19 protein-coding genes are annotated in these 19716 nt (G+C 42.4%); 17 read left to right on the top strand and 2 right to left on the bottom strand.

The features are described from left to right. Positions 1-6 precede the first annotated feature (6 nt). Positions 7-726 (top strand): cupin-like domain-containing protein, encoded by a 720-nt coding sequence (locus MY7_RS17495; protein ID WP_007407887.1) that lies wholly within the window; start codon positions 7-9, stop codon positions 724-726. A gap of 41 nt (positions 727-767) precedes the next feature. On the opposite strand, the gene MY7_RS17490 is transcribed toward MY7_RS17495, so the two are convergent. After that, positions 768-2183, bottom strand: coding sequence for a sigma-54 interaction domain-containing protein (locus tag MY7_RS17490; protein WP_007614954.1), 1416 nt, complete (start codon positions 2181-2183; stop codon positions 768-770). Between the two features lie 174 nt (positions 2184-2357). On the opposite strand from MY7_RS17490, the gene MY7_RS17485 reads away from it, so the two are divergent. The 8 genes from MY7_RS17485 (at position 2358) to MY7_RS17455 (ending at position 9188) form a co-directional block, all read left to right on the top strand. Next, the gene (locus MY7_RS17485) at positions 2358-2645 is read left to right on the top strand and encodes an autorepressor SdpR family transcription factor (protein WP_015240946.1); all 288 of its coding nucleotides are present in this window, start codon (positions 2358-2360) and stop codon (positions 2643-2645) included. Continuing rightward, entirely contained in the window at positions 2642-3277 is a 636-nt protein-coding gene (locus MY7_RS17480; protein ID WP_007614949.1) for an SdpI family protein, read from the top strand. The genes MY7_RS17485 and MY7_RS17480 overlap by 4 nt, the downstream gene beginning before the upstream one ends. Before the next feature lie 229 nt (positions 3278-3506). After that, positions 3507-4712: an ornithine--oxo-acid transaminase gene (locus MY7_RS17475; protein ID WP_004393130.1), complete on the top strand. Its 1206-nt coding sequence runs from the start codon at positions 3507-3509 to the stop codon at positions 4710-4712. A 223-nt stretch (positions 4713-4935) separates the two neighbouring features. Then, on the top strand, positions 4936-6336 hold the full coding sequence (locus MY7_RS17470; RefSeq protein WP_029325776.1) for an amino acid permease: 1401 nt from the start codon (positions 4936-4938) through the stop codon (positions 6334-6336). A gap of 73 nt (positions 6337-6409) precedes the next feature. Continuing rightward, complete coding sequence (gene rocF / locus MY7_RS17465) at positions 6410-7300, top strand: arginase (protein ID WP_007407883.1); 891 nt, start codon at positions 6410-6412, stop codon at positions 7298-7300. A gap of 130 nt (positions 7301-7430) precedes the next feature. Then, positions 7431-8546 carry a response regulator aspartate phosphatase gene (locus MY7_RS17460; RefSeq protein ID WP_007614945.1) on the top strand — a complete coding sequence of 372 codons (1116 nt, stop codon included), beginning with the start codon at positions 7431-7433 and terminating at the stop codon, positions 8544-8546. Next, entirely contained in the window at positions 8533-8667 is a 135-nt protein-coding gene (locus MY7_RS20060) for a hypothetical protein (protein ID WP_007407881.1), read from the top strand. The genes MY7_RS17460 and MY7_RS20060 overlap by 14 nt, the downstream gene beginning before the upstream one ends. Before the next feature lie 47 nt (positions 8668-8714). Further along, positions 8715-9188: a GNAT family N-acetyltransferase gene (locus tag MY7_RS17455; RefSeq protein ID WP_007614944.1), complete on the top strand. Its 474-nt coding sequence runs from the start codon at positions 8715-8717 to the stop codon at positions 9186-9188. A gap of 29 nt (positions 9189-9217) precedes the next feature. Here the strand turns inward: MY7_RS17455 and MY7_RS17450 are convergent, their stop codons facing one another. Beyond that, positions 9218-10198 carry an aldo/keto reductase gene (locus MY7_RS17450; protein WP_007614942.1) on the bottom strand — a complete coding sequence of 327 codons (981 nt, stop codon included), beginning with the start codon at positions 10196-10198 and terminating at the stop codon, positions 9218-9220. Positions 10199-10380: 182 nt separating this feature from the next. Between MY7_RS17450 and MY7_RS17445 the strand changes: the two genes are divergently transcribed. From MY7_RS17445 to MY7_RS17415, 8 genes are all read left to right on the top strand, one after another. Beyond that, the gene (locus tag MY7_RS17445) at positions 10381-11130 is read left to right on the top strand and encodes a YiiX/YebB-like N1pC/P60 family cysteine hydrolase (protein WP_007614938.1); all 750 of its coding nucleotides are present in this window, start codon (positions 10381-10383) and stop codon (positions 11128-11130) included. A gap of 10 nt (positions 11131-11140) precedes the next feature. Further along, the gene (locus MY7_RS17440; protein ID WP_007614936.1) at positions 11141-12304 is read left to right on the top strand and encodes a hypothetical protein; all 1164 of its coding nucleotides are present in this window, start codon (positions 11141-11143) and stop codon (positions 12302-12304) included. A gap of 289 nt (positions 12305-12593) precedes the next feature. Further along, positions 12594-12722: a hypothetical protein gene (locus tag MY7_RS20055; RefSeq protein ID WP_007614934.1), complete on the top strand. Its 129-nt coding sequence runs from the start codon at positions 12594-12596 to the stop codon at positions 12720-12722. Positions 12723-12875: 153 nt separating this feature from the next. Next, positions 12876-13046: a CxxH/CxxC protein gene (locus tag MY7_RS19430; protein WP_004393147.1), complete on the top strand. Its 171-nt coding sequence runs from the start codon at positions 12876-12878 to the stop codon at positions 13044-13046. Between the two features lie 80 nt (positions 13047-13126). After that, positions 13127-13606 (top strand): 23S rRNA (pseudouridine(1915)-N(3))-methyltransferase RlmH, encoded by a 480-nt coding sequence (gene rlmH / locus MY7_RS17430; RefSeq protein WP_007614932.1) that lies wholly within the window; start codon positions 13127-13129, stop codon positions 13604-13606. A 1599-nt stretch (positions 13607-15205) separates the two neighbouring features. Then, the gene (locus MY7_RS18910) at positions 15206-16513 is read left to right on the top strand and encodes an HNH endonuclease (protein ID WP_007614929.1); all 1308 of its coding nucleotides are present in this window, start codon (positions 15206-15208) and stop codon (positions 16511-16513) included. 475 nt (positions 16514-16988) lie between these two features. After that, entirely contained in the window at positions 16989-18122 is a 1134-nt protein-coding gene (locus MY7_RS17420; protein WP_007614927.1) for a DNA cytosine methyltransferase, read from the top strand. Between the two features lie 10 nt (positions 18123-18132). Continuing rightward, on the top strand, positions 18133-19377 hold the full coding sequence (locus tag MY7_RS17415) for a DNA cytosine methyltransferase (protein ID WP_007614926.1): 1245 nt from the start codon (positions 18133-18135) through the stop codon (positions 19375-19377). The last annotated feature ends 339 nt before the right edge of the window (positions 19378-19716 follow it).

The raw sequence follows: 19716 nt of genomic DNA, 5'->3' as shown, positions 1-19716 counted from the left end.
ATGGATATGACCATTGACAGACTGACAATCAATGAGTTATCGTACGATCTTTTTGTAAGCGAGTATGCTGATAAGAAACCTTTTATTTTGACGGGGGCAATGGATCACTGGGAATGCAGGCCGTGGACGCTTGAATACATTGACGAACACTATGGAGACAGAATGGTCACCATCCGGAAATCAGATATCGAAGGGGTCAAAACGTTTAAACAAGTAAAGCTTTCCAACTATATCGAGTACATTGATCAGAATGATGACAAATGGTACTGTGACTGGAATTTTACGCAGCTGAACCAAAATGACTTAGACCTTGTCTATTCCGCACCCGAGTATTTTACAAAAGACACATTGAGAGCGGATGAAGAAACGGGACGGGACTGGAAATGGTTCTTTCTCGGCTCTAAGCAGACAGGCACGCCGCTGCATCAGGATTTTAACAACACGCACGCGTGGAACGGCGTCATTTTCGGGGAGAAGGAATGGATCTTCTATCATCCGGACGACTCTCCCTATTTGTACGAAGGAAATATCAATGTCTTTGATGAAAAAGACATTGAGCAAAAACCGCTGGTGCAAAAGGCGTCTCCGATCCGCTTCAGACAAAAGGCGGGAGAAATCATTTACGCGCCGCGCCATTGGTGGCATCAAGTCGAGAATACGGAACATACATTGGCAGTGAGTGAGAACTTTTGGTTTACCGGAGAGCGGCTTGCCAATCAGATATAAACGAAAGGCTGAGGAGCATCTCAGCCTTTTTTTGTATGGATTCATTTCATCCGGTCCAGACCGAATTTTTTCAGGCGGTATTGCAGGCTCTGTCTGCTGATTCCGAGCTCGTTTGCCGTTTTGGATATGTTATTGCCGTGTTTTCTCAGGGTTTTTTCGATCATGTATTTTTCGAAGTTTTCCATTTTGTCTTTTAAATCTGTGCCGGGCTGGGTGCTTGCGGCGGCTTTGCTTTCCGTGTCAGCGGGTTTGATTTTCATCCGGTATTGGTAAGGCAGGTGAGCCGCCGTAATCGTCGTTTCATCCGTCATAAAGTTCATGGCGCCTTCAATCATATGTTCAAGCTCGCGAATGTTGCCCGGCCAGTCATATTCCAGGAAGAATCGCTGCACATCGTCACTGATCGAATCGACATGCATTTGAAACAGGTGATTGTTTTTCTGGATAAAGACTTCGGCCAGAGGCAGAATATCCTCCTTGCGCTCCCGGAGCGGGGGAATGATCAGCGTGACAACGCTTAAGCGGTAGTATAAATCTTTGCGCAGCCGCTCTTCTGAAATGGCGGTGATCGGGTCTTCATTCATCGTGGCGATAATGCGGACGTCAATCGGTTTGTCCTGAGCTGATCCGATGCGCCTGATTTTCTTTTCCTGAAGGGCGCGGAGCAGTTTTGCCTGCAGGCTGAGATTGAGCGAGTTGATCTCATCAAGGAGCAGAGTGCCTCCCTGCGCCTGCTCAAATAAGCCGGGCTGGTCGATGGCTCCGGTAAAGGCGCCTTTTTTCGTGCCGAATAAAATACTTTCGACCAGGCTGTCCGGCAGGGCGGCGCAGTTTTGTGAGATGAACGGGGCGCCTGAGCGCTGGCTGCCGTTGTGAATGCTTTGGGCGAACAGTTCCTTGCCCGTTCCCGTCTCGCCGGCCAAAAGCACCGATGATGATGTGCGGGTTGCCCGTTTTGCGTTTTCGATGACTTCCCGAATAACCGAGCTGTTGCCGAGAATACTGTCAAACGTGTAGCTGTTCTGTTCTTTCCTATGCATGTTCTCCCTGATCAGCCGTTCGAGCTTGGTGACGTCCTTGGCGATTTCCACGGCGCCCTTGATCTCGCCGTTTTGCACAATCGGGAAGGTGTGGTTGATCGTCGTGATTTCCTGGCCTTTGTTATTGAAATAGCTTTGCTTTACGTTTTTAATCGTTTTGCCTTCTTGAAGGGCCTGAACGAGCGTGCTGTCCTGCTGATTGGAAAACATAAATACATCAGTCAGGTTTTTATGCAGGACGTCCCGTTCATCCATATCTTCAATTTGCATCATTTTCTTATTGTAAATGACGGTGCTGCCCTTCTCGTCCACCACATGCAGCCCGACATCAATCTCTTCCAGAATGCTTTGTAACACGAGTGTGTAAAATTCGCTGGTTGTGTGCAGGTCAATTCCCCCTCTCAATCGTCTTAACATTCATTATTTTAAAATAAATCGAACGGGAAACGCAAAAGAATTTTGCACTTGGACGATGTTTAAAAATAAATGGAAATTGAGGTAATAAAACCATTGACTTTTTTAGGGAAATGATTGATATTTAGATATATACTTAAATATCTAAATTATGTACGTATGAGAGGGGGAAAGTTTTTGAATAAAGCTTTTAAAGCACTGGCCGATCCTACAAGGAGAAGAATTTTGGACTTATTAAAGAAACAAGACATGACAGCTGGTGAAATTGCGGAACACTTCGACATGTCAAAACCCAGTATTTCTCATCATCTTACCATATTGAAAAATACTGATTTGGTTCACGATGAGAGGAAAGGCCAATTTATTATGTATTCATTAAATACCACTGTATTACAGGATCTTATAGGCTGGTTCTTTTCTCTGACTGATTCAGAACATGATAATAAGAAAGGCGGGGAATCATGAAAAAATATCTCTTTTCAGCAGGAATCATAGTTTTAACTGTTTTCACATGGGTTTGCACATTTTCATCTTTACCAGACAATTTGGCGACACACTGGGGATTAAACGGAAGTGCAAATGATTACCAAACGAAAGCTAATGCGATGATGATGCTTATTGGCATCATGATTATTCTATATATTTTAATGGTTATCATCCCTAAGATTGATCCTAAAAATAACTACAAAACATTTATCCGGCCATATATGGCTATATTTAATACAATGTTTGCGGTTCTGTTTGTCATTAATCTGATGACCATCTTGACCGGCCTGGGATATGATCTCCCTATATCTTATTTAGGAAACTTTATAGTGGGAGTCATTTTCATGGTGTTTGGAAACTTCATTCAGATCGTTAAGCCTAATTTCTTTTTAGGGATAAGAACACCTTGGACGCTGAGCAGTGAAAGAGTTTGGAAGGATACACACAGGGTTAGTTCGAAACTTTTTGTCTCAGCTGGCATGCTCATGATGCTTGCAGCTTTTTTGCCGCCGGTGTATAGAGTGTCAGTCATTTTCATGTCTGCGATCGGCTGTATCATATTATCTTTACTATATTCTTACATTGTATATCAGAGACAATTGAATAAATAATTGTTGAATAGGAGCAATCTAATTGGATTGCTCCTATTTTGTCAGCGGGAAACGCAAAAAAATTTTGCGCTTGGCTGAAGTTTGCACGCAAACTGCCGGAAAATTTTGCGGGAAAAGAAAGAATGCTGGCGAAACATCCCGTTTTTTCGGATTGGCACGGAACTTGCTTTATAAAAAGGGAAAGCAAGATCTAATGTTGAATGATTACAAAACAAGGGGGAATCAGATTATGTCAGCTTTCACAAAATCTCAAGAAATTATCAGCCAAACTTCACATTACGGCGCGAACAACTATCATCCTCTGCCGATTGTTATTTCCGAAGCGCAGGGTGTTTGGGTAAAAGACCCTGAAGGTAATCAATATATGGATATGCTGAGTGCTTATTCTGCGGTGAACCAGGGGCACAGACATCCGAAGATCATTCAGGCGCTGAAGGATCAGGCGGATAAAATCACTCTGACGTCACGCGCGTTCCATAATGATCAGCTCGGTCCGTTTTATGAGAAAACAGCCAAGCTGACAGGAAAAGATATGATTCTGCCGATGAATACGGGGGCAGAAGCCGTTGAATCCGCTGTCAAAGCGGCGAGACGCTGGGCATATGAGGTCAAAGGGGTAGCGGATAATCAGGCGGAAATCATTGCGTGTATCGGCAACTTCCACGGCAGAACGATGCTTGCGGTATCCCTTTCTTCAGAAGATGAGTATAAACGCGGTTTCGGACCTATGCTTCCGGGTATAAAATTAATTCCATACGGAGACGCAGAAGCGCTGCGCCGGGCGATTACGCCGAACACAGCCGCTTTCTTATTCGAACCGATTCAGGGAGAAGCGGGCATCGTCATCCCGCCGGAAGGATTTTTACAAGAAGCGGCCGCCATTTGTAAGGAAGAAAATGTACTTCTGATCGCTGATGAAATTCAGACGGGACTCGGCCGCACAGGGAAAACATTCGCGGTTGACTGGGAAAATATCGTACCGGATATGTTCATCTTAGGCAAAGCACTCGGCGGGGGCGTCTTCCCGATTTCGTGCATCGCGGCGAACCGTGACATTCTCGGCGTGTTTAACCCGGGCTCCCACGGCTCGACTTTCGGCGGAAACCCGCTCGCTTGCGCAGTATCGCTCGCATCTCTTGAAGTCCTTGAGGAAGAAGGGCTGGCAGAGCGTTCCCTTCAGCTTGGCCGTTATTTTAAAGAAGAGCTTGAGAAAATCGATAACCCGATCATAAAAGACGTGCGCGGACGCGGCCTGTTTATCGGCGTTGAACTGACTGAAGCGGCCCGCCCTTATTGTGAAAAGCTGAAAGGCGAAGGGCTTTTATGCAAAGAAACACATGATACCGTGATCCGTTTTGCACCGCCGTTAATGATTTCCAAGGAAGACTTGGACTGGGCGATCCAAAAGATCACAAACGTGCTTCAAAACGCGTAAAACCTTGATGCGGCAATGCTTTCCCTCGGCTTGTATGGAATTTACAAATAAAAAATTCAGCACACTCTATTTGCGCGGCGACAGTATTTTAGTATAATGTATCTTTATGTACGAAAATGAATTTCATATAACATTCATATACAAATAGAGGCTCTTTGGACAGCAAATCGGTTTCAAAGCACCGGCTTGGTTCCAATACAAGTTGCTGAAGGGGTGCAGAATAGTGAATACAAATCAAAAAGAGAATCAGCTTCAGCGCACAATGAAATCACGCCATTTGTTTATGATTTCTTTGGGCGGAGTGATCGGCACCGGGTTTTTCCTGAGTACCGGATTTACAATTAACCAGGCGGGACCGCTGGGCGCGGTTCTGTCTTATCTGGTCGGCGGTTTTATTATGTTTTTGACAATGCTCTGCTTAGGCGAGCTTGCGGTTGCCCTTCCTGTATCAGGGTCGTTTCAGACGTACGCAACCAAATTCATCAGCCCCGCTTTCGGTTTCGCATTCGGCTGGCTGTACTGGCTCGGCTGGGCGGTGACATGCGCCATTGAGTTTTTATCTGCGGGACAATTGATGCTCCGCTGGTTTCCGCATGTTCCCGTATGGGTGTGGTGCCTCGTGTTTGTCGGACTGATGTTTCTTTTGAACGCCATTACCACAAAAGCGTTCGCTGAGTCGGAATTTTGGTTTTCCGGTATTAAAATTTTAGTCATTCTGCTGTTTATTATTTTGGGCGGCGCCGCCATGTTCGGCCTGATTGACATGAAACACGGCGAGCAGGCTCCTTTCTTCTCTCATTTTTATGAGGATGGATTGTTTCCGAACGGCATTAAGGCTATGCTTATTACGATGATTACCGTAAACTTCGCGTTCCAGGGAACGGAGCTGATCGGGGTTGCCGCGGGAGAAAGTGAAAATCCCGAGAAAACGATTCCGCGCTCTATCCGGCAGACGGTATGGAGAACGCTTGTCTTTTTCGTTCTCTCCATCATCGTCATTGCCGGGATGATTCCGTGGAAGCAGGCGGGAGTGGTCGAAAGCCCGTTTGTCGTGGTATTTGAACAAATCGGTATTCCATATGCGGCCGATATTATGAACTTTGTTATCTTAATTGCGCTGCTCTCAGTGGCCAACTCAGGCCTGTTTGCATCGACGCGTATCCTATATGCTATGGCGAACGAAGGACAAGCTTTTAAATCGCTCGGCAAAATAAATAAACGCGGCGTGCCGATGAACGCTCTGATCGTGACGCTGGCCGTCGCCTGCCTGTCCCTGCTGTCTAAGGTGGCTGCGCCGGAAGTCGTTTATATGTTTCTCTTATCATTAGCCGGACTAAGCGCGCAGGTCGGCTGGATTACGATTTCCCTGTCGCAGCTGATGTTCAGACGGAAATACATCCGCGAAGGCGGCAAAGTGGAAGACCTGAAGTTTAAAACACCGCTGTACCCGGTGCTGCCTATTATCGGGCTGACGTTAAATACGGTTGTTCTGATCAGTCTCGCATTTGATTCAGAACAGCGGCTCGCCCTTTATTGCGGCATCCCGTTCATGGCGGTGTGCGTTATCGTTTATCATCTGTATGTAAAAAAGCGTAAGCAGTCAGAAAAACAGATAGAGCTTTAAATCTTTTCGTGTCCAAGTCATCTTTGAGAAACCCGCACAGGACAACATACAACATGTTGAGGTGGAAAAACGGATGAACAAGAATATCTCAGTTATTGGAATGCCGATGGATTTAGGACAAGCACGACGCGGAGTGGACATGGGCCCGAGCGCCATCCGCTACGCGCATCTCATTGAACGGTTATCTGACATGGGGTATGCGGTGGAAGACTTAGGCGACATCCCCGTCAATCGTGAAAAACTCAAAAATGATGAAGAGCTGAAAAATTTGAACTCTGTGCTCTCGGGGAACGAGCAGCTCGCCCAAAAGGTGGACAGCGTCATTGAGAATGAGCGGTTCCCTCTCGTCTTGGGCGGCGATCACAGCATCGCGATCGGAACGCTGACAGGAACGGCAAAGCACTATAAACAGCTCGGCGTCATCTGGTACGACGCGCACGGCGACTTAAACACTCTGGAAACATCGCCTTCAGGCAATATTCACGGAATGCCGTTGGCCGTCAGCCTCGGCGTCGGGCACGACACATTGGTGAACCTGGGCGGCTATGCCCCGAAAATCAAGCCGGAGAACGTCGTCATCATCGGCGCGAGATCGCTTGATGAAGGCGAGCGTGAATACATTAAGGAAACAGGCATGAAGGTCTATACGATGCATGAGATTGACCGCCTCGGCATGACAAAGGTCATTGAAGAGACGATTGACTACTTGTCAGACTGTGACGGCGTTCACCTCAGCCTTGACCTCGACGGCCTTGATCCGAGCGACGCACCCGGCGTAGGCACGCCTGTCGTCGGCGGCATCAGCTACCGTGAAAGCCACTTGGCAATGGAAATGCTGTATGATGCCGACATCATTACTTCAGCTGAATTTGTTGAAGTCAACCCGATCCTCGATCACAAAAACAAAACCGGCAAAACAGCGGTTGAGCTGGTGGAATCTTTGTTAGGAAAAAAACTATTATAAAATATGCGCCTCCGCACTTGCGGGGGTTTTTTTGTTGCCACGAGGAAACTAGCAGGCTTTCACCCTCTTTTCAGGACTGTAAATATGATATATTTATTACACAAAATGGGAAAGGGAGGTGTCCTGACAGATGGCTGAAGTGATGGCCCACGAAACAGTTGCGAAAAAAATCAGTGACTGGTATGAGGAAATCAAAAAGCACAACACCGAATCGGCTGAGGCGTTAAGAGAACAACTGCTTACGGATCTGCAAAATATGACACAAAATCAAACGGTGCTCCTTTATTTTAATTTAATTGATTCCCGCTATAAGCTTTTGATGGAAGAGTATGAGAAAACAGACGGCATTTTAAAAACGATCCAGCTGAACGCCGATAAAGAAAAAACAGACCAGATGATTCAATACTATTATTATTTCTTTTCCGGTATGCACGAGTTTTACCGTAAACGGTTTATGAACGCAATAAATTTTTACCGGATTGCTGAAAGCAGGCTCCGGCACATACCGAATGAGATTGAAAGAGCCGAGTTTAATTATCAAGTGGCGATTGCCTACTATGAAATCCGCCAAAACTACTTTGCGATGAACCACGCGGAAAAAGCGTTGGAGATCTACAAAGCCAATGAAATGTACGCGGTCAGAGAAGCACAGTGTTTAATGGTGATCGGCTGTAACAGAATGGACTTGTTTCACTATCAGAAAGCCGAAGAGCTCCTGCAGACGGCGGTTCATCAAGCCGCCAAAGCGGGCGATCCGCATATTGAGGCGCTTGCCCACTTTAACGCAGGCATTTGCTATGAAAGACAGGAAAAGCTTGAGGAGGCGCGGGTCGAGTTTGAAACGGCTCTCGATCAAAAGGAGCATTTGCGATCAGCATATTCGGTGCGGAGTCTGTACATGCTGGCCAGAGTGTTATTGAAGCAGGAAAAGACGGATGAGGGCCGGTTTTGGCTGCACAAAGCGCTGAATGCCGCTGAAGAAAAAAACGAGCCCGTATACACCCAAAAGCTGCGCATCTTACAGCATGTCTTTATTGACCACAATGAAGAAGCGCTTGAATCAGCTTTCGCCGAGTTAAGAAGGAAAGAGCTGTGGAGTGACGTTTCCGATTTGTCGTATCAGGCCGCGGCGCATTTTAAAAAACAGGAGAATTACAAATTGGCGGCGAAGTATTTTCAAGAATCAATTGATGCCAATGACCAAATTTTGAGATTGACGGAGGGGATTCGTAATGAAAACATGTAAATTCATTGTACTCTCAGCAGCCTTGGCAAGTCTCATTTCGATTGGATTATTTGCGCAAACTGGTTCAACGGCACAAGCCGAACAAATCATAAAACCCGCAGAAAACGGAGCCTTCGGATAATACTTCATGATACCGCTTTCAGTCCGTGTTTTGTAAGGAGTGATTCAATGGCTATCACGCTGCAGCCGATGACAGGACAAGAATTTCAGTCCTATCTCGCCCATTCAACCAAGCATTACGCTGAAGAAAAGGTAAAAGCGGGAACGTGGTTGCCTGACGAAGCGCCGGAGTTAGCGAAGCTGGCGTTTGAAGACCTGCTTCCTGACGGCTTGGAGACGGCCGATCACTATTTATGGACGCTGACATTGGACGGAAAGGAAAATGCCGGCTGGCTGTGGCTGCACGCCGATCCGGACCATCCGCAGCAGGACGCGTTTATTTATGATTTCGGCCTTCATCCGCCTTTCCGCGGCAAAGGCTATGCGAAAGAGGCACTCGCAAGGCTGGAGGACAAAGCCAAAGACCTGGGTGTCCGCAAGATTTCTCTCCATGTGTTCGCTCATAACGAAACGGCGCGGAAGCTGTATGAGAAGACGGGATTTCTGGAGACGGATGTCATCATGAGCAAAAAGCTGTCATGAAAAGGGGCCCGCACGATGGGCCTCTTTTGTTATTCATCTAACAATGTCATCATTTGTTCCGGATAACGCTCGCCGGCCGCGGTGCCGATCGGAAACATCTCATCCAACCGCGCCTTCACATCCTCGGGAAGCACAATGTCGAGAGCGGCGAGGTTCTCTTCCAAGTAGTGTTTCTTTTTTGTGCCCGGGATCGGAATGAGATCATCGCCGTTTGCGAGAACCCATGCGAGCGCAAGCTGAGGCGCGGTAATATTCATTTCCCGGGCAATGGCGGTAAGTTTTTGGACGAGCCCTATATTCACCGCCAAATTGTCTCCCTGGAATCTCGGCGTTCTTCTTCTGTAATCATCGGCATCCAGCTGCTCGGTCGACGTCATCTTTCCGGAAAGAAAACCTCTGCCGAGCGGACTGTAAGGCACAAATGAGATGCCGAGCTCACGGCAGGCGGGCAGCACATGCTCCTCCGCTTCCCTGCTCCATAAAGAATATTCCGATTGAAGCGCGGCAATCGGGTGAATGCGGACGGCGCGCCTGATTGTTTTTGCGGAAGCCTCTGACAAACCGATATACCTCACCTTTCCTTCGTCTATCAGCTCCTTCATGGCGCCGACAGTTTCTTCAATCGGCACCCGCGGATCAACCCGGTGCAGATAATAAAGGTCGATATAATCCGTCCCAAGGCGTTTCAGACTGGCGTCACACGCTTTTTTCACATAATCGGGCCGTCCGTTAATTTCGATAAACTCACCCTTTTCACTTCGGACATAACCGAATTTCGTCGCGAGGCACAGCTCCTTTCTGAATGGGGCGAGCGCTCTGCCGACAAGTTCTTCATTCGCACCCAATCCATATTGATCAGCCGTATCAAACAAATTCACGCCGAGATGAACGGCATGATGCAGTGTGGAAATCGACTCTTCTTCACTCTGGCTGCCATAGTATTCCGACATACCCATGCACCCTAACCCCATTGTGGAAACCCGCATCGAACCGATCGTTCTGTCCTTCATATGTCCTCCCCCTTTCTTGTATGATAACCGGATTTCCTGATATTTGAAAATGATTTATGCATATGATTTACATATTGTTATAAAATTTTTAAAAATCTGTAAATTGTATATTTTTTTATCACAATTTCGTCATATAATGAAAATGTGGAAAAATTATACTCAAAGAAAAGAGGCGAAGTAATATGTGTAAAAAGCTGTTCAAAGCCGTCCTCCCGTTTGCCCTGTCATTCACCATGGTTCTGTCGTTCTCCGGTTTGAATGTAAAAGCGAAAGAAACAGAAGCAGCCCGCTACGCAAAAGAAATCGCAGACCTTCAGCAGGGCACGACTCCTCAAGACGTTCTCCAATCCGCCAAAGAGCTTGCCAAACAGAAGCACGTTTCAACAGAAGCAATTCTCAAGCAGTTTCATCAAGAAATCACGGCAGACAAGGTGCAAGGAAATATAATCGCTTCCAAAGAAGGACTCTCTGCAATGGGCGGATCATCAGGCACAAAAAAACTTCCGAAAAGCACAAAAGGCAATATTTATTACACGAACTCATACACCGCTTATTACAACCACGGGCATGTCGGCATGTATTCATCCGCTGATAAAATTGTTGAATCCGTGCCGGGAGACGGCGTCCGCCAGATTGCTTATAACGGCAGAGAAGTCGAAGACAATTCAATCGTCCAGACCGTAAAAGTCACCGACTCTCAAAAACAAGCCGCCGCTGACTGGGCCGTATCAAGAGTGGGTGATGAATACTCCTTCAACTTCGTCAATAACAGAAATACGGGCCATGAAGGCGCCAAAAACTGCTCAAAACTGCTGTGGTCGGCATTCCTTTTAAAAGCCGGGATTGATATCGACTCTAACGGCGGCTTAGGCGTATATCCGCGCGACATCACAAGCTCGTCCTACACAACCACGATTCTGACCATTCACTAAGGAGAACAACGTGAAAAAAATCATCTGGATATCCTTAATGATCATCGCCGCCGCAGCGGTCTTATGCTTCATCTATTTCCGCACGGAAGATCCTGCGGAGGTCGCGAGAAACACATTAAATGACCCTGATTTTCTGAAAGATAAAGAGGCGCTGCTGTATTTCTCCACTGCGGCTGACCAAGACACGTTCGGCGGCGGAAAAAGCTACGCCCTCTTCGCCGATGAAAAAGGACGGCTCTCTTCTTATCAAATGAAGGGGCTTGAGCTCGGCTCGGCCAAAGTGCATGACGAAAGCGTCCTGCTGGAGGACAAAAAAGGAATCTACACCGTTCAGGGCGGCCTTCACACGTATAAAAGAGCGTACCAGCATACGGGAGACAGCGCGGGATATATCGAACGGGCGAAAGGCTTTTACACGCTGTATAATTCGGGCTACGACAAGAGCGGCGGCAGCTACCGTTCAGAGCTGTACCGCCAGATTGACGGCAGGTGGAAGCAAGACGTCATCCCGCACTATATCCGCGCTTCAGGCTTTTTTAAAGATCATCTTTTCGCACTCACGCCGACAGATGACGAAAAAGGCTATCACGTCCAAGACATTCAGGCCGATAAAGAAAAGCTCCATACAACATCAATCGCGACATGGCCGTATAAAGAAGGCACGTCTGTCGAATCCCAGCTCGCCGCCGACGACAGCGCCGTCTGCTTTGTCACCAGAGGGGAAAAAGCCGATCACATCTATCAAATGGTGAAAGTCATGAAAAACAGCGGCGCCATCAAAACGTATGACATCGCCGCTTATAAAAATGACGAACAGACGATCTATGACTCCATGCCGTTCAGCTTCAAAAAAAGCTTTTTCATGGAGCAGCGCAGCTTCTATTTCGTTGACGGCTTCGGAACCGTCTACCGCATCAACCCTAAGACCGGAAAAAGCAAAAAAGCCTTCACCCTCCCCCCATCACGAATGAAGGCCGACTTCAAGGAGCTGACCCATCAAAACGGAAAGCTGTATCTGTTCACGTACAGCTACAAAAAGCCCGCCAAAATCGAATCCTTCGACCTGAAAACGGGCAAAAAGCTTAACGATCTGGCCATTCCAAATTTAAAAAACATCGTCACGCCGAAAAGCCATCTCAAGCTGTATGATGTGCAGGTGATGGGTGGGTTTTGAAGAGTATAAACATTTCGGAAGAGCTTGCCGCTTTTGGTAAGCTTTTTATAATGAAACGTTACTACGGGAAAGAAGGTGTTCATTTGAAATCATTCAGTCTCTTCTTATTGTTGTCCGTCATTTGTATAACCATTGTTTTTGTCATAATGAATATGTTGATTGGATACCCTGATGTGAGTAACGGGGCATTGATTATGATTGTATATATCGTTGTGACCCTTATGATAAGGCTATATAACAAGAGAAAAGCCGACCGAACATAGAGATAGAGGAATATAGGAGGGAGCCGATGAAGAAAAAGCTTGCCGCGTTTTTAAATGACGGAAAGCTGGACTGGATAGATGTATGCTCTACACTGCTGGTGTGTCTATTAGGAATTCTGTTCGTCCTTCGCTTAGAAAAAAGAGAAAACACGTAAACAGCCGGATGCTGAAAACACCGGCTCTTTTTGCGCGTGATTTGCCGAATTGTGGATAAAACTCAGCCCGAAGCACTACTAACATGTGTATAAATAGGTTATATTGAAAAGAGAACAATTGCCGCGTGCAAAAGAAAACCGGAGGACGTAACTATGAAAACCGCTTATTATTCTTGTGAAGAACATATCGAAACCGTGCTGGACATGTACATAGATGATCATGAGCTTCCGCCCGAAATCAGAAAAATCGAACATACTAACAGTTTATCCACAGCCTGTGAATTATGTGGGGACACTGCAACATATCTAGTAGGGAACGAATGATCCTACACAAAATACAGAAAAGATATCCACAATTGTGGACAATATATATGAATAACTTGTTTCTAAAGTGGGGATGACCTGTGAATATCAATATTGTGACCATCGGAAAACTAAAAGAAAAATACCTCAAGCAAGGCATTGAAGAATACAAAAAACGACTCTCAGCCTACGCAAAAATCGACATCATCGAACTCCCGGACGAAAAAGCTCCGGAAAACCTGAGCGACCAAGACATGAAAATCGTCAAAGACAAAGAAGGCGAACGCATCCTGGCCAAAATCAGCCCGGACACCCACGTCATCGCCCTCGCCATCGAAGGAAAAATGAAAACATCCGAAGAACTGGCCGATACAATAGATAAGCTGGCGACATATGGAAAAAGCAAAATCACCTTCATCATCGGCGGCTCACTAGGATTGAGCGACGCAGTGATGAAGCGCGCAGACGACAAACTGTCATTCTCAAAAATGACATTTCCTCATCAGCTCATGCGGCTGATTTTAGTGGAGCAGATTTATCGGGCGTTTCGGATTAATCGTGGGGAGCCTTATCATAAGTGAGTGATGGTTTTTACAATCTAATAGTAACGAGGAAAGAACCTACCATTCACGAGTTTTTTAAGGGATATTTTTGATCAATAGATAACTTATTTGATTTTACAATTTTCTTTAGAAGCAAAACTAGTTGGTAGGTTCTTTTTTATGTTAAAGGTATTTGCAACCTTCTTTTTTTCTATTTTGTAATCAAATTTCTCTTATGGATACATAAAACCTAAAATTTTTTTATTGTGTGCATGATTCTAGTTATTAGATAATATAGCTTGATATTACCAACAGTTCTTTTAAAAAAGCTCTAGCTAGCTACACCCTGTACATATTAATTCCTGAAATTAGGGGTAACGACTAACCCTTGTGTAGAAATAGTTATAAAAACTTATTTGATATAGAGAGGCGAATGTCAGCGTCATTAGTTTCCTATGTCAGAATAGCGATGATTGTTCAAATGAAGAAGTAGCGGCTAGCTCTTCAATTCCAGAAGAATATAAGCTGCAAGTTTTGACAAAGTTTCAATCAGAGGAGGTAATGGATGTTCGAGACGTACACATGGTTGAGGATAGGCAATTATATCGTGTGGAATGGTTGCCTAGGATTGATAGAGCAGAATGGTATTACTGGCCGAGACTTAGGAATTATTTAACAAATGAAAAAAATGGCCCCGAAGACTCGATCAATAGATAGATCTACTGATCGAGTCTTTGGGACCGTGGATGAAAATGTTCCCATGCTAACCTCGAGCATTTTTCAAGAGGGCGTTCCAAATGGTTTAGAGAGAATTGAATATGACATTAATCTTGAGGTTTGTCCATATTTAGTAGTAAGTACCTCACCTTGAAGTTGGACTCTTAAATAGTTATTTAAAAAGGGAGATACTCAGTTTCTCCCTTTTATGGTCTTAAATAAATTACTTTTGTATCGTTTATTAGCTTCTGGGTTATAGACAGGTTCCAGGCTCTGACTCTACTACGCCACTTTCTGTATTTTAAAAACTGACCCCAATTCAATTCAATGAGTTTATCCAACAGATAGTTTTCATTGATTATTACAATTATTACATACTCAAACTTTGGTGGTTCAGGCATAATTGAATTTGGTTCATTTAAGCCATCTTAGGTGATCTTGGTGAATATTATGCTATTAATTACTACAGCAGGACTGTAGGACTACCTAAGTTACAATTTGCTCCTGTTAGTACTCAAAACATTGACGCTATTAGTATTAATGGGGAAAGGTGTAGTTTTTGCTTCTAATTATCTTTTTCTTTTTTTTAATTGGTTTATTACGAATCCATACGCCCCTATTAATTTTTCATCTGTTAGTTCTTCTATTTCCATCATAAGTTATTACCCCATCCTTAATTCCGTTTTGAAAAGATTTTAGCCTTAAAAGGAATTTTTTCTATTTTAACATCAATTGAATAAATGTTGGTGTTTTTTTAAAAGTCTCTTAGTTGTATAGTTGAACAAATAAAACTGGATTATACAACAAAAAGGTAATAATTAATAAAAAAATTGAATTAAAACAGCTTTATTGAGTATAATCTTAATTAACAGCTGTTTAATTCTTTTTTTATGTGTTTAATGATATGAGGAGGCGCTTTATATGGTATCTGTCAAAGAAAGCTTGCTATTAATAACTGAAATTACTGGTTTTTATAACATTTCAAAGAACCAACTATCCAAGGTTCTTGAGATTGACCTTGAAAAAGAAGAGGACCTTACTGATAGTCATTTGATGTTGAAGGAAATTATGAATCCAAGCAAATTTATTGGACTCTTAGAAAAAAAGGGTCACCTTCTAACACCAATTGCTAGAAAAAAAGTGTATCAAAATGTGAAAGGTAAATATGAAAAGCTAAAAATGAAAGAGAGCGGGTTAGTTTTTGGAAAAGTACTACAATCTAACGAATTGGGTATTCGTCCCAATGGTGAAAGGGCAGGTTCTTTTGCATTAATAGCTCAACAAGTTGCCAAAGATTTTTTCGGAGAATTAACCATATCAGAACTAAATCCGAAAAAGAAATTTACTGTTAAAGAAAGTAATAGTGGAAAGGTTCATAATTTTAATTATGATTACCATAACAGTAAAATTGTTGAATCAAAACCTAATGGCCGAAACGAATATCGCATGTATTCTGGCTACATCAAGTATTTAGATCCTGATGATATTATTCTAATGATTGAATCCCCTAATTCAAGTGAGGACTATATAGTTGGGTGTATTCATCCTGAAAGTCCAAATTATAATGAGATCATGGATTTGATCAAAAAATATAAAGTAGGAAGAAGTTTATCTGCTTTGATTCCATCATTAGAGCTTATTTCTAAAGGCGTTACATTCACGGAAATGTTTGAGGGGACTGAGTTGCCAAGTTTAGAATCCAGTCCATTAGATAATGGAGAAGTAATAGATGAGAGACTGGGTGTAGAGCTTCCAACAATATTGTCCCCGGAAGCATTAGCTGAACTATTAAAGAAAAGTTTGGAGACGGATGGTATAGATCGCACTGTAACCATTCTTAAGAAAATAAAAAGGGATCGTCGTTTCCGTAAAGCAGTGTTGGAAGCCTACAATTTCAAATGTGCTGTTACGGGGCAATCTATTGTATATGGGGATACACTAAATGTTCAAGCTGCTCACATTAAAGGGAAAGAATATGGAGGATCAGATAATCCTACTAACGGACTCTCACTTTCCTTAGATCTTCATTGGGCGTTTGATCGTGGTTTCTTTGCAATAAATGATGATTTCACTATTCAGGTGCATGAAAAGATGCAAGAGAATAAGATTTTACAGGAAATTGATCGAAAAAAATTACTTTTGCCACAAGATAAGACTCTATGGCCCAATTTAGAAATGATTAAATACCATAGAGATCATATTTATGGAAAGTTTATAAATAAATGGTAAATACAATATTTTGTATACAACTTATGGTATTTTTGAAGCGCGTTCGACTCTCGTTTTAAATATATATTATAAAAATGTTGTTCTTATGTTCCAACTATATCCCATTGTTATAGTGGGAATGAAAAGATAGTATAAGAGAGGTGATAGGATGCAGAAGTTCAACTTAAAGTGAGAGGAATCAATATTAGCAATGAGATCTTTGGAGTGAAGAGTCGGAAAAGAATGAAGTTAAATTCGGAATTCCTTTCTAATGATTAACCATTCACGAAGGAATTTATGAAGTTGCTGTAAATCTGTTTGATGGAATAAAAGTATTACTCAAATACTGGGTGGAAAGGATTAACAACCTCTTTTTCATTTATTAGTGTCAAAATGATGTCGAAAAGTGTTATTATAAAGCTTTGGCTATTGCATATATAATAAAAAAAATTTAAAATAAAAGGGAATATACGTTCGTAGAATGGAGGATAGATCTATGAGTGAAAAACAATTAAATGTACTAGATCTATTTTGTGGTTGTGGGGGTTTATCACAGGGATTTCTAGATGCTGGTTATAATGTCATGCTTGGTGTGGATTTTGAAGAAGCAGCGTTAAAAACCTTTAAATATAATCATGAAACGTCAGATGTTTTATTGGCCGATCTTTCCAAAGATGAGGCTATAGAAGAAATTGCTGATAAAATTGGGGACCAAAAAGTTGACATTGTTATCGGAGGGCCACCTTGTCAAGGATTTTCATTAACAGGATCACGAGATATAAACGATACACGAAACACCCTTTACTTAGCAGTCGTTAAAGCTGTAAGAAGATTTAAACCTAAAGCATTTTTGATTGAAAATGTACCGGGGATTGCAACATTATATAATGGTATTGTTAAGCAGCAAATAATAAATACTTTTGAGGATATGGGATATAATGTGTCAGTTTCACCTAAACCTTTATTAGCAGCTGATTACGGTGTACCACAGATGAGAAAAAGAATGTTTTTTGTGGGAATAGAAAAGGGATATGGATCTTTTGAATTTCCAGAACCAACTCATACACCAGAAAGATATGTAACCTGTAGTGAAGCGATTAGTGATTTACCAAGTAGAGATGAAGAGTTTGGAGAAGAGGTTGATAACTATGAAAAGAAACCTCAATCGCTATATCAAGAATTCATGAGACAAAACAGTAAAAAGCTTCATAATCATGTTGCTACAAATCATACGGAACATGTTAAATGGGTTATAAGTCAAGTCCCTGAGGGTGGCAATCATAAGGATTTACCTCCTGGTATTGGTGATAGCAGAAAGTTCAATGAAGCTTGGACTCGATATCACAGTAAAAAGCCTTCACGAACAATTGATACTGGTCACAGAAATCACTTTCACTACAAGTATAATAGAGTGCCAACAGTTAGAGAAAATGCAAGATTACAATCCTTTAGGGATGATTTTGTCTTTATAGGCACTAGAACTCAACAAAATAGACAGGTAGGAAATGCGGTACCACCTCTTTTATCCCTCAATTTGGCCAAAGCCATACTTCGACATTTTGATGATGTGAAAAGCGGGCGTAGAAAAGTTAAAGACTTAGAACAATTGAACTTGGAATTGAATATATAAAGGTGATATTATGACTAAACTAAATACATTAGAGTTATTTGTTGGGTGTGGAGGACTCTTAGACGGCTTTGAAAAAACGAAGCATTACTACACAGTTGCTAGTGTTGAATGGCAAAAATATGCCTGTGATACTCTAATAAATAGATTAAAAAAAACATATAATTATGAGGATGCTGAAAAAAGAGTTCTTCATTTTGACATTCAACGAACAGAAGAATTAATAAAGGGATGGAAAGATGATGAGGTTTATGGATCGCATGTTGGTCTAGACTCTATAGTAAATAATAGGAAAATAGATTTAATTGTTGGTGGCCCTCCTTGTCAAGCATATTCAGTTGCAGGTAGGATACAAGATAAATATGGTATGACAAATGATTATAGGAACTATCTTTTCGAAAGTTACTTAAAAGTTGTTAAAGTCTACAACCCTAAATTGATTGTCTTTGAAAATGTTGAAGGTATGTTGTCGGCAGCTCCAGATGGTGAAAATATAGTTGATAAAATAAAGCGAGGATTCAATGAATATGGCTTTGACATTATTGACGATATTAAAGGTCAAGCTTTACTTGATTTAACTCAATTTGGTGTTCCGCAAAAAAGGAAAAGGGTAATACTAATTGGTTTAAATAGAAGGTATTTTGGTGGGAATAAGACAGAAAATCAAAAAACACTTCAGTTTTTTTACAACGAAATTCTAACTAGATATAAATCTGAAAAAATTTATACAGTTCGTGATGCAATAGGAAAGCTTCCTAAGTTAGTACCTTCACCAGAAGACTATAAATTAGGACGTCGGAAATATTCACATGTCCCACCTGAATCGAATTATAATGGGCATTACCCAAGATACCATAATAGAAGAGATATGGATATATTCAGGATATTGGCAGAAGATATTAATAAAGGAAATAATAAATATCTCTCGACTGAAAATTTAAAAAAGCTTTATACCGAGAAAACAGGTAAAACTTCAAATATTCATAAATATTACGTGCTAAGATGGGATCAGCCTAGTAATACAATACCAGCTCATTTGAAAAAAGATGGACTTAGACATATTCACCCAGACCCCATTCAGTCTAGGTCAATAACCGTTAGGGAAGCAGCTAGACTACAAACCTTTGATGACAACTTTGAATTTATAGGTAGTATGGTTCAAAATTATGAAATGATTGGGAATGCAGTTCCACCCGAGTTCAGTAAGAGATTAGCTAGTGCTATATACGATCTATTTAAAGAAAAAGGAATGATTTGAATTAATCATTCCTTTTTTAAGTATTATTCTATTTTCTTTGAAATATTTAAGTTGTTACCACCATCAAATGTCTGTGAATAATGAATCTTTCCATATTTAATACATACAACATCACACAAACGGGAATATGAGAGCTTTTCGTTAGTGGTAAGTTAGATGGGATTTTTTCGATCCGTGTTATTAAAAAGCGTCTACAAGGACAAATCTTAAAATTGAAGCTCCTAGAAGACAATGGATAATTTATCAATATCTTTGTTGATAGTTGTAGGGTAAATCAAATGTATATAAGATGAATATGCCAAGCCTCAAACCAATATATAACAGCAAATAGGAGGTAGT

Origin of the sequence: Bacillus sp. 5B6, from assembly GCF_000259405.1 — a bacterium.
GTDB lineage: Bacteria > Bacillota > Bacilli > Bacillales > Bacillaceae > Bacillus > Bacillus velezensis.
This window is presented reverse-complemented; position numbering and strand designations above follow the sequence as displayed.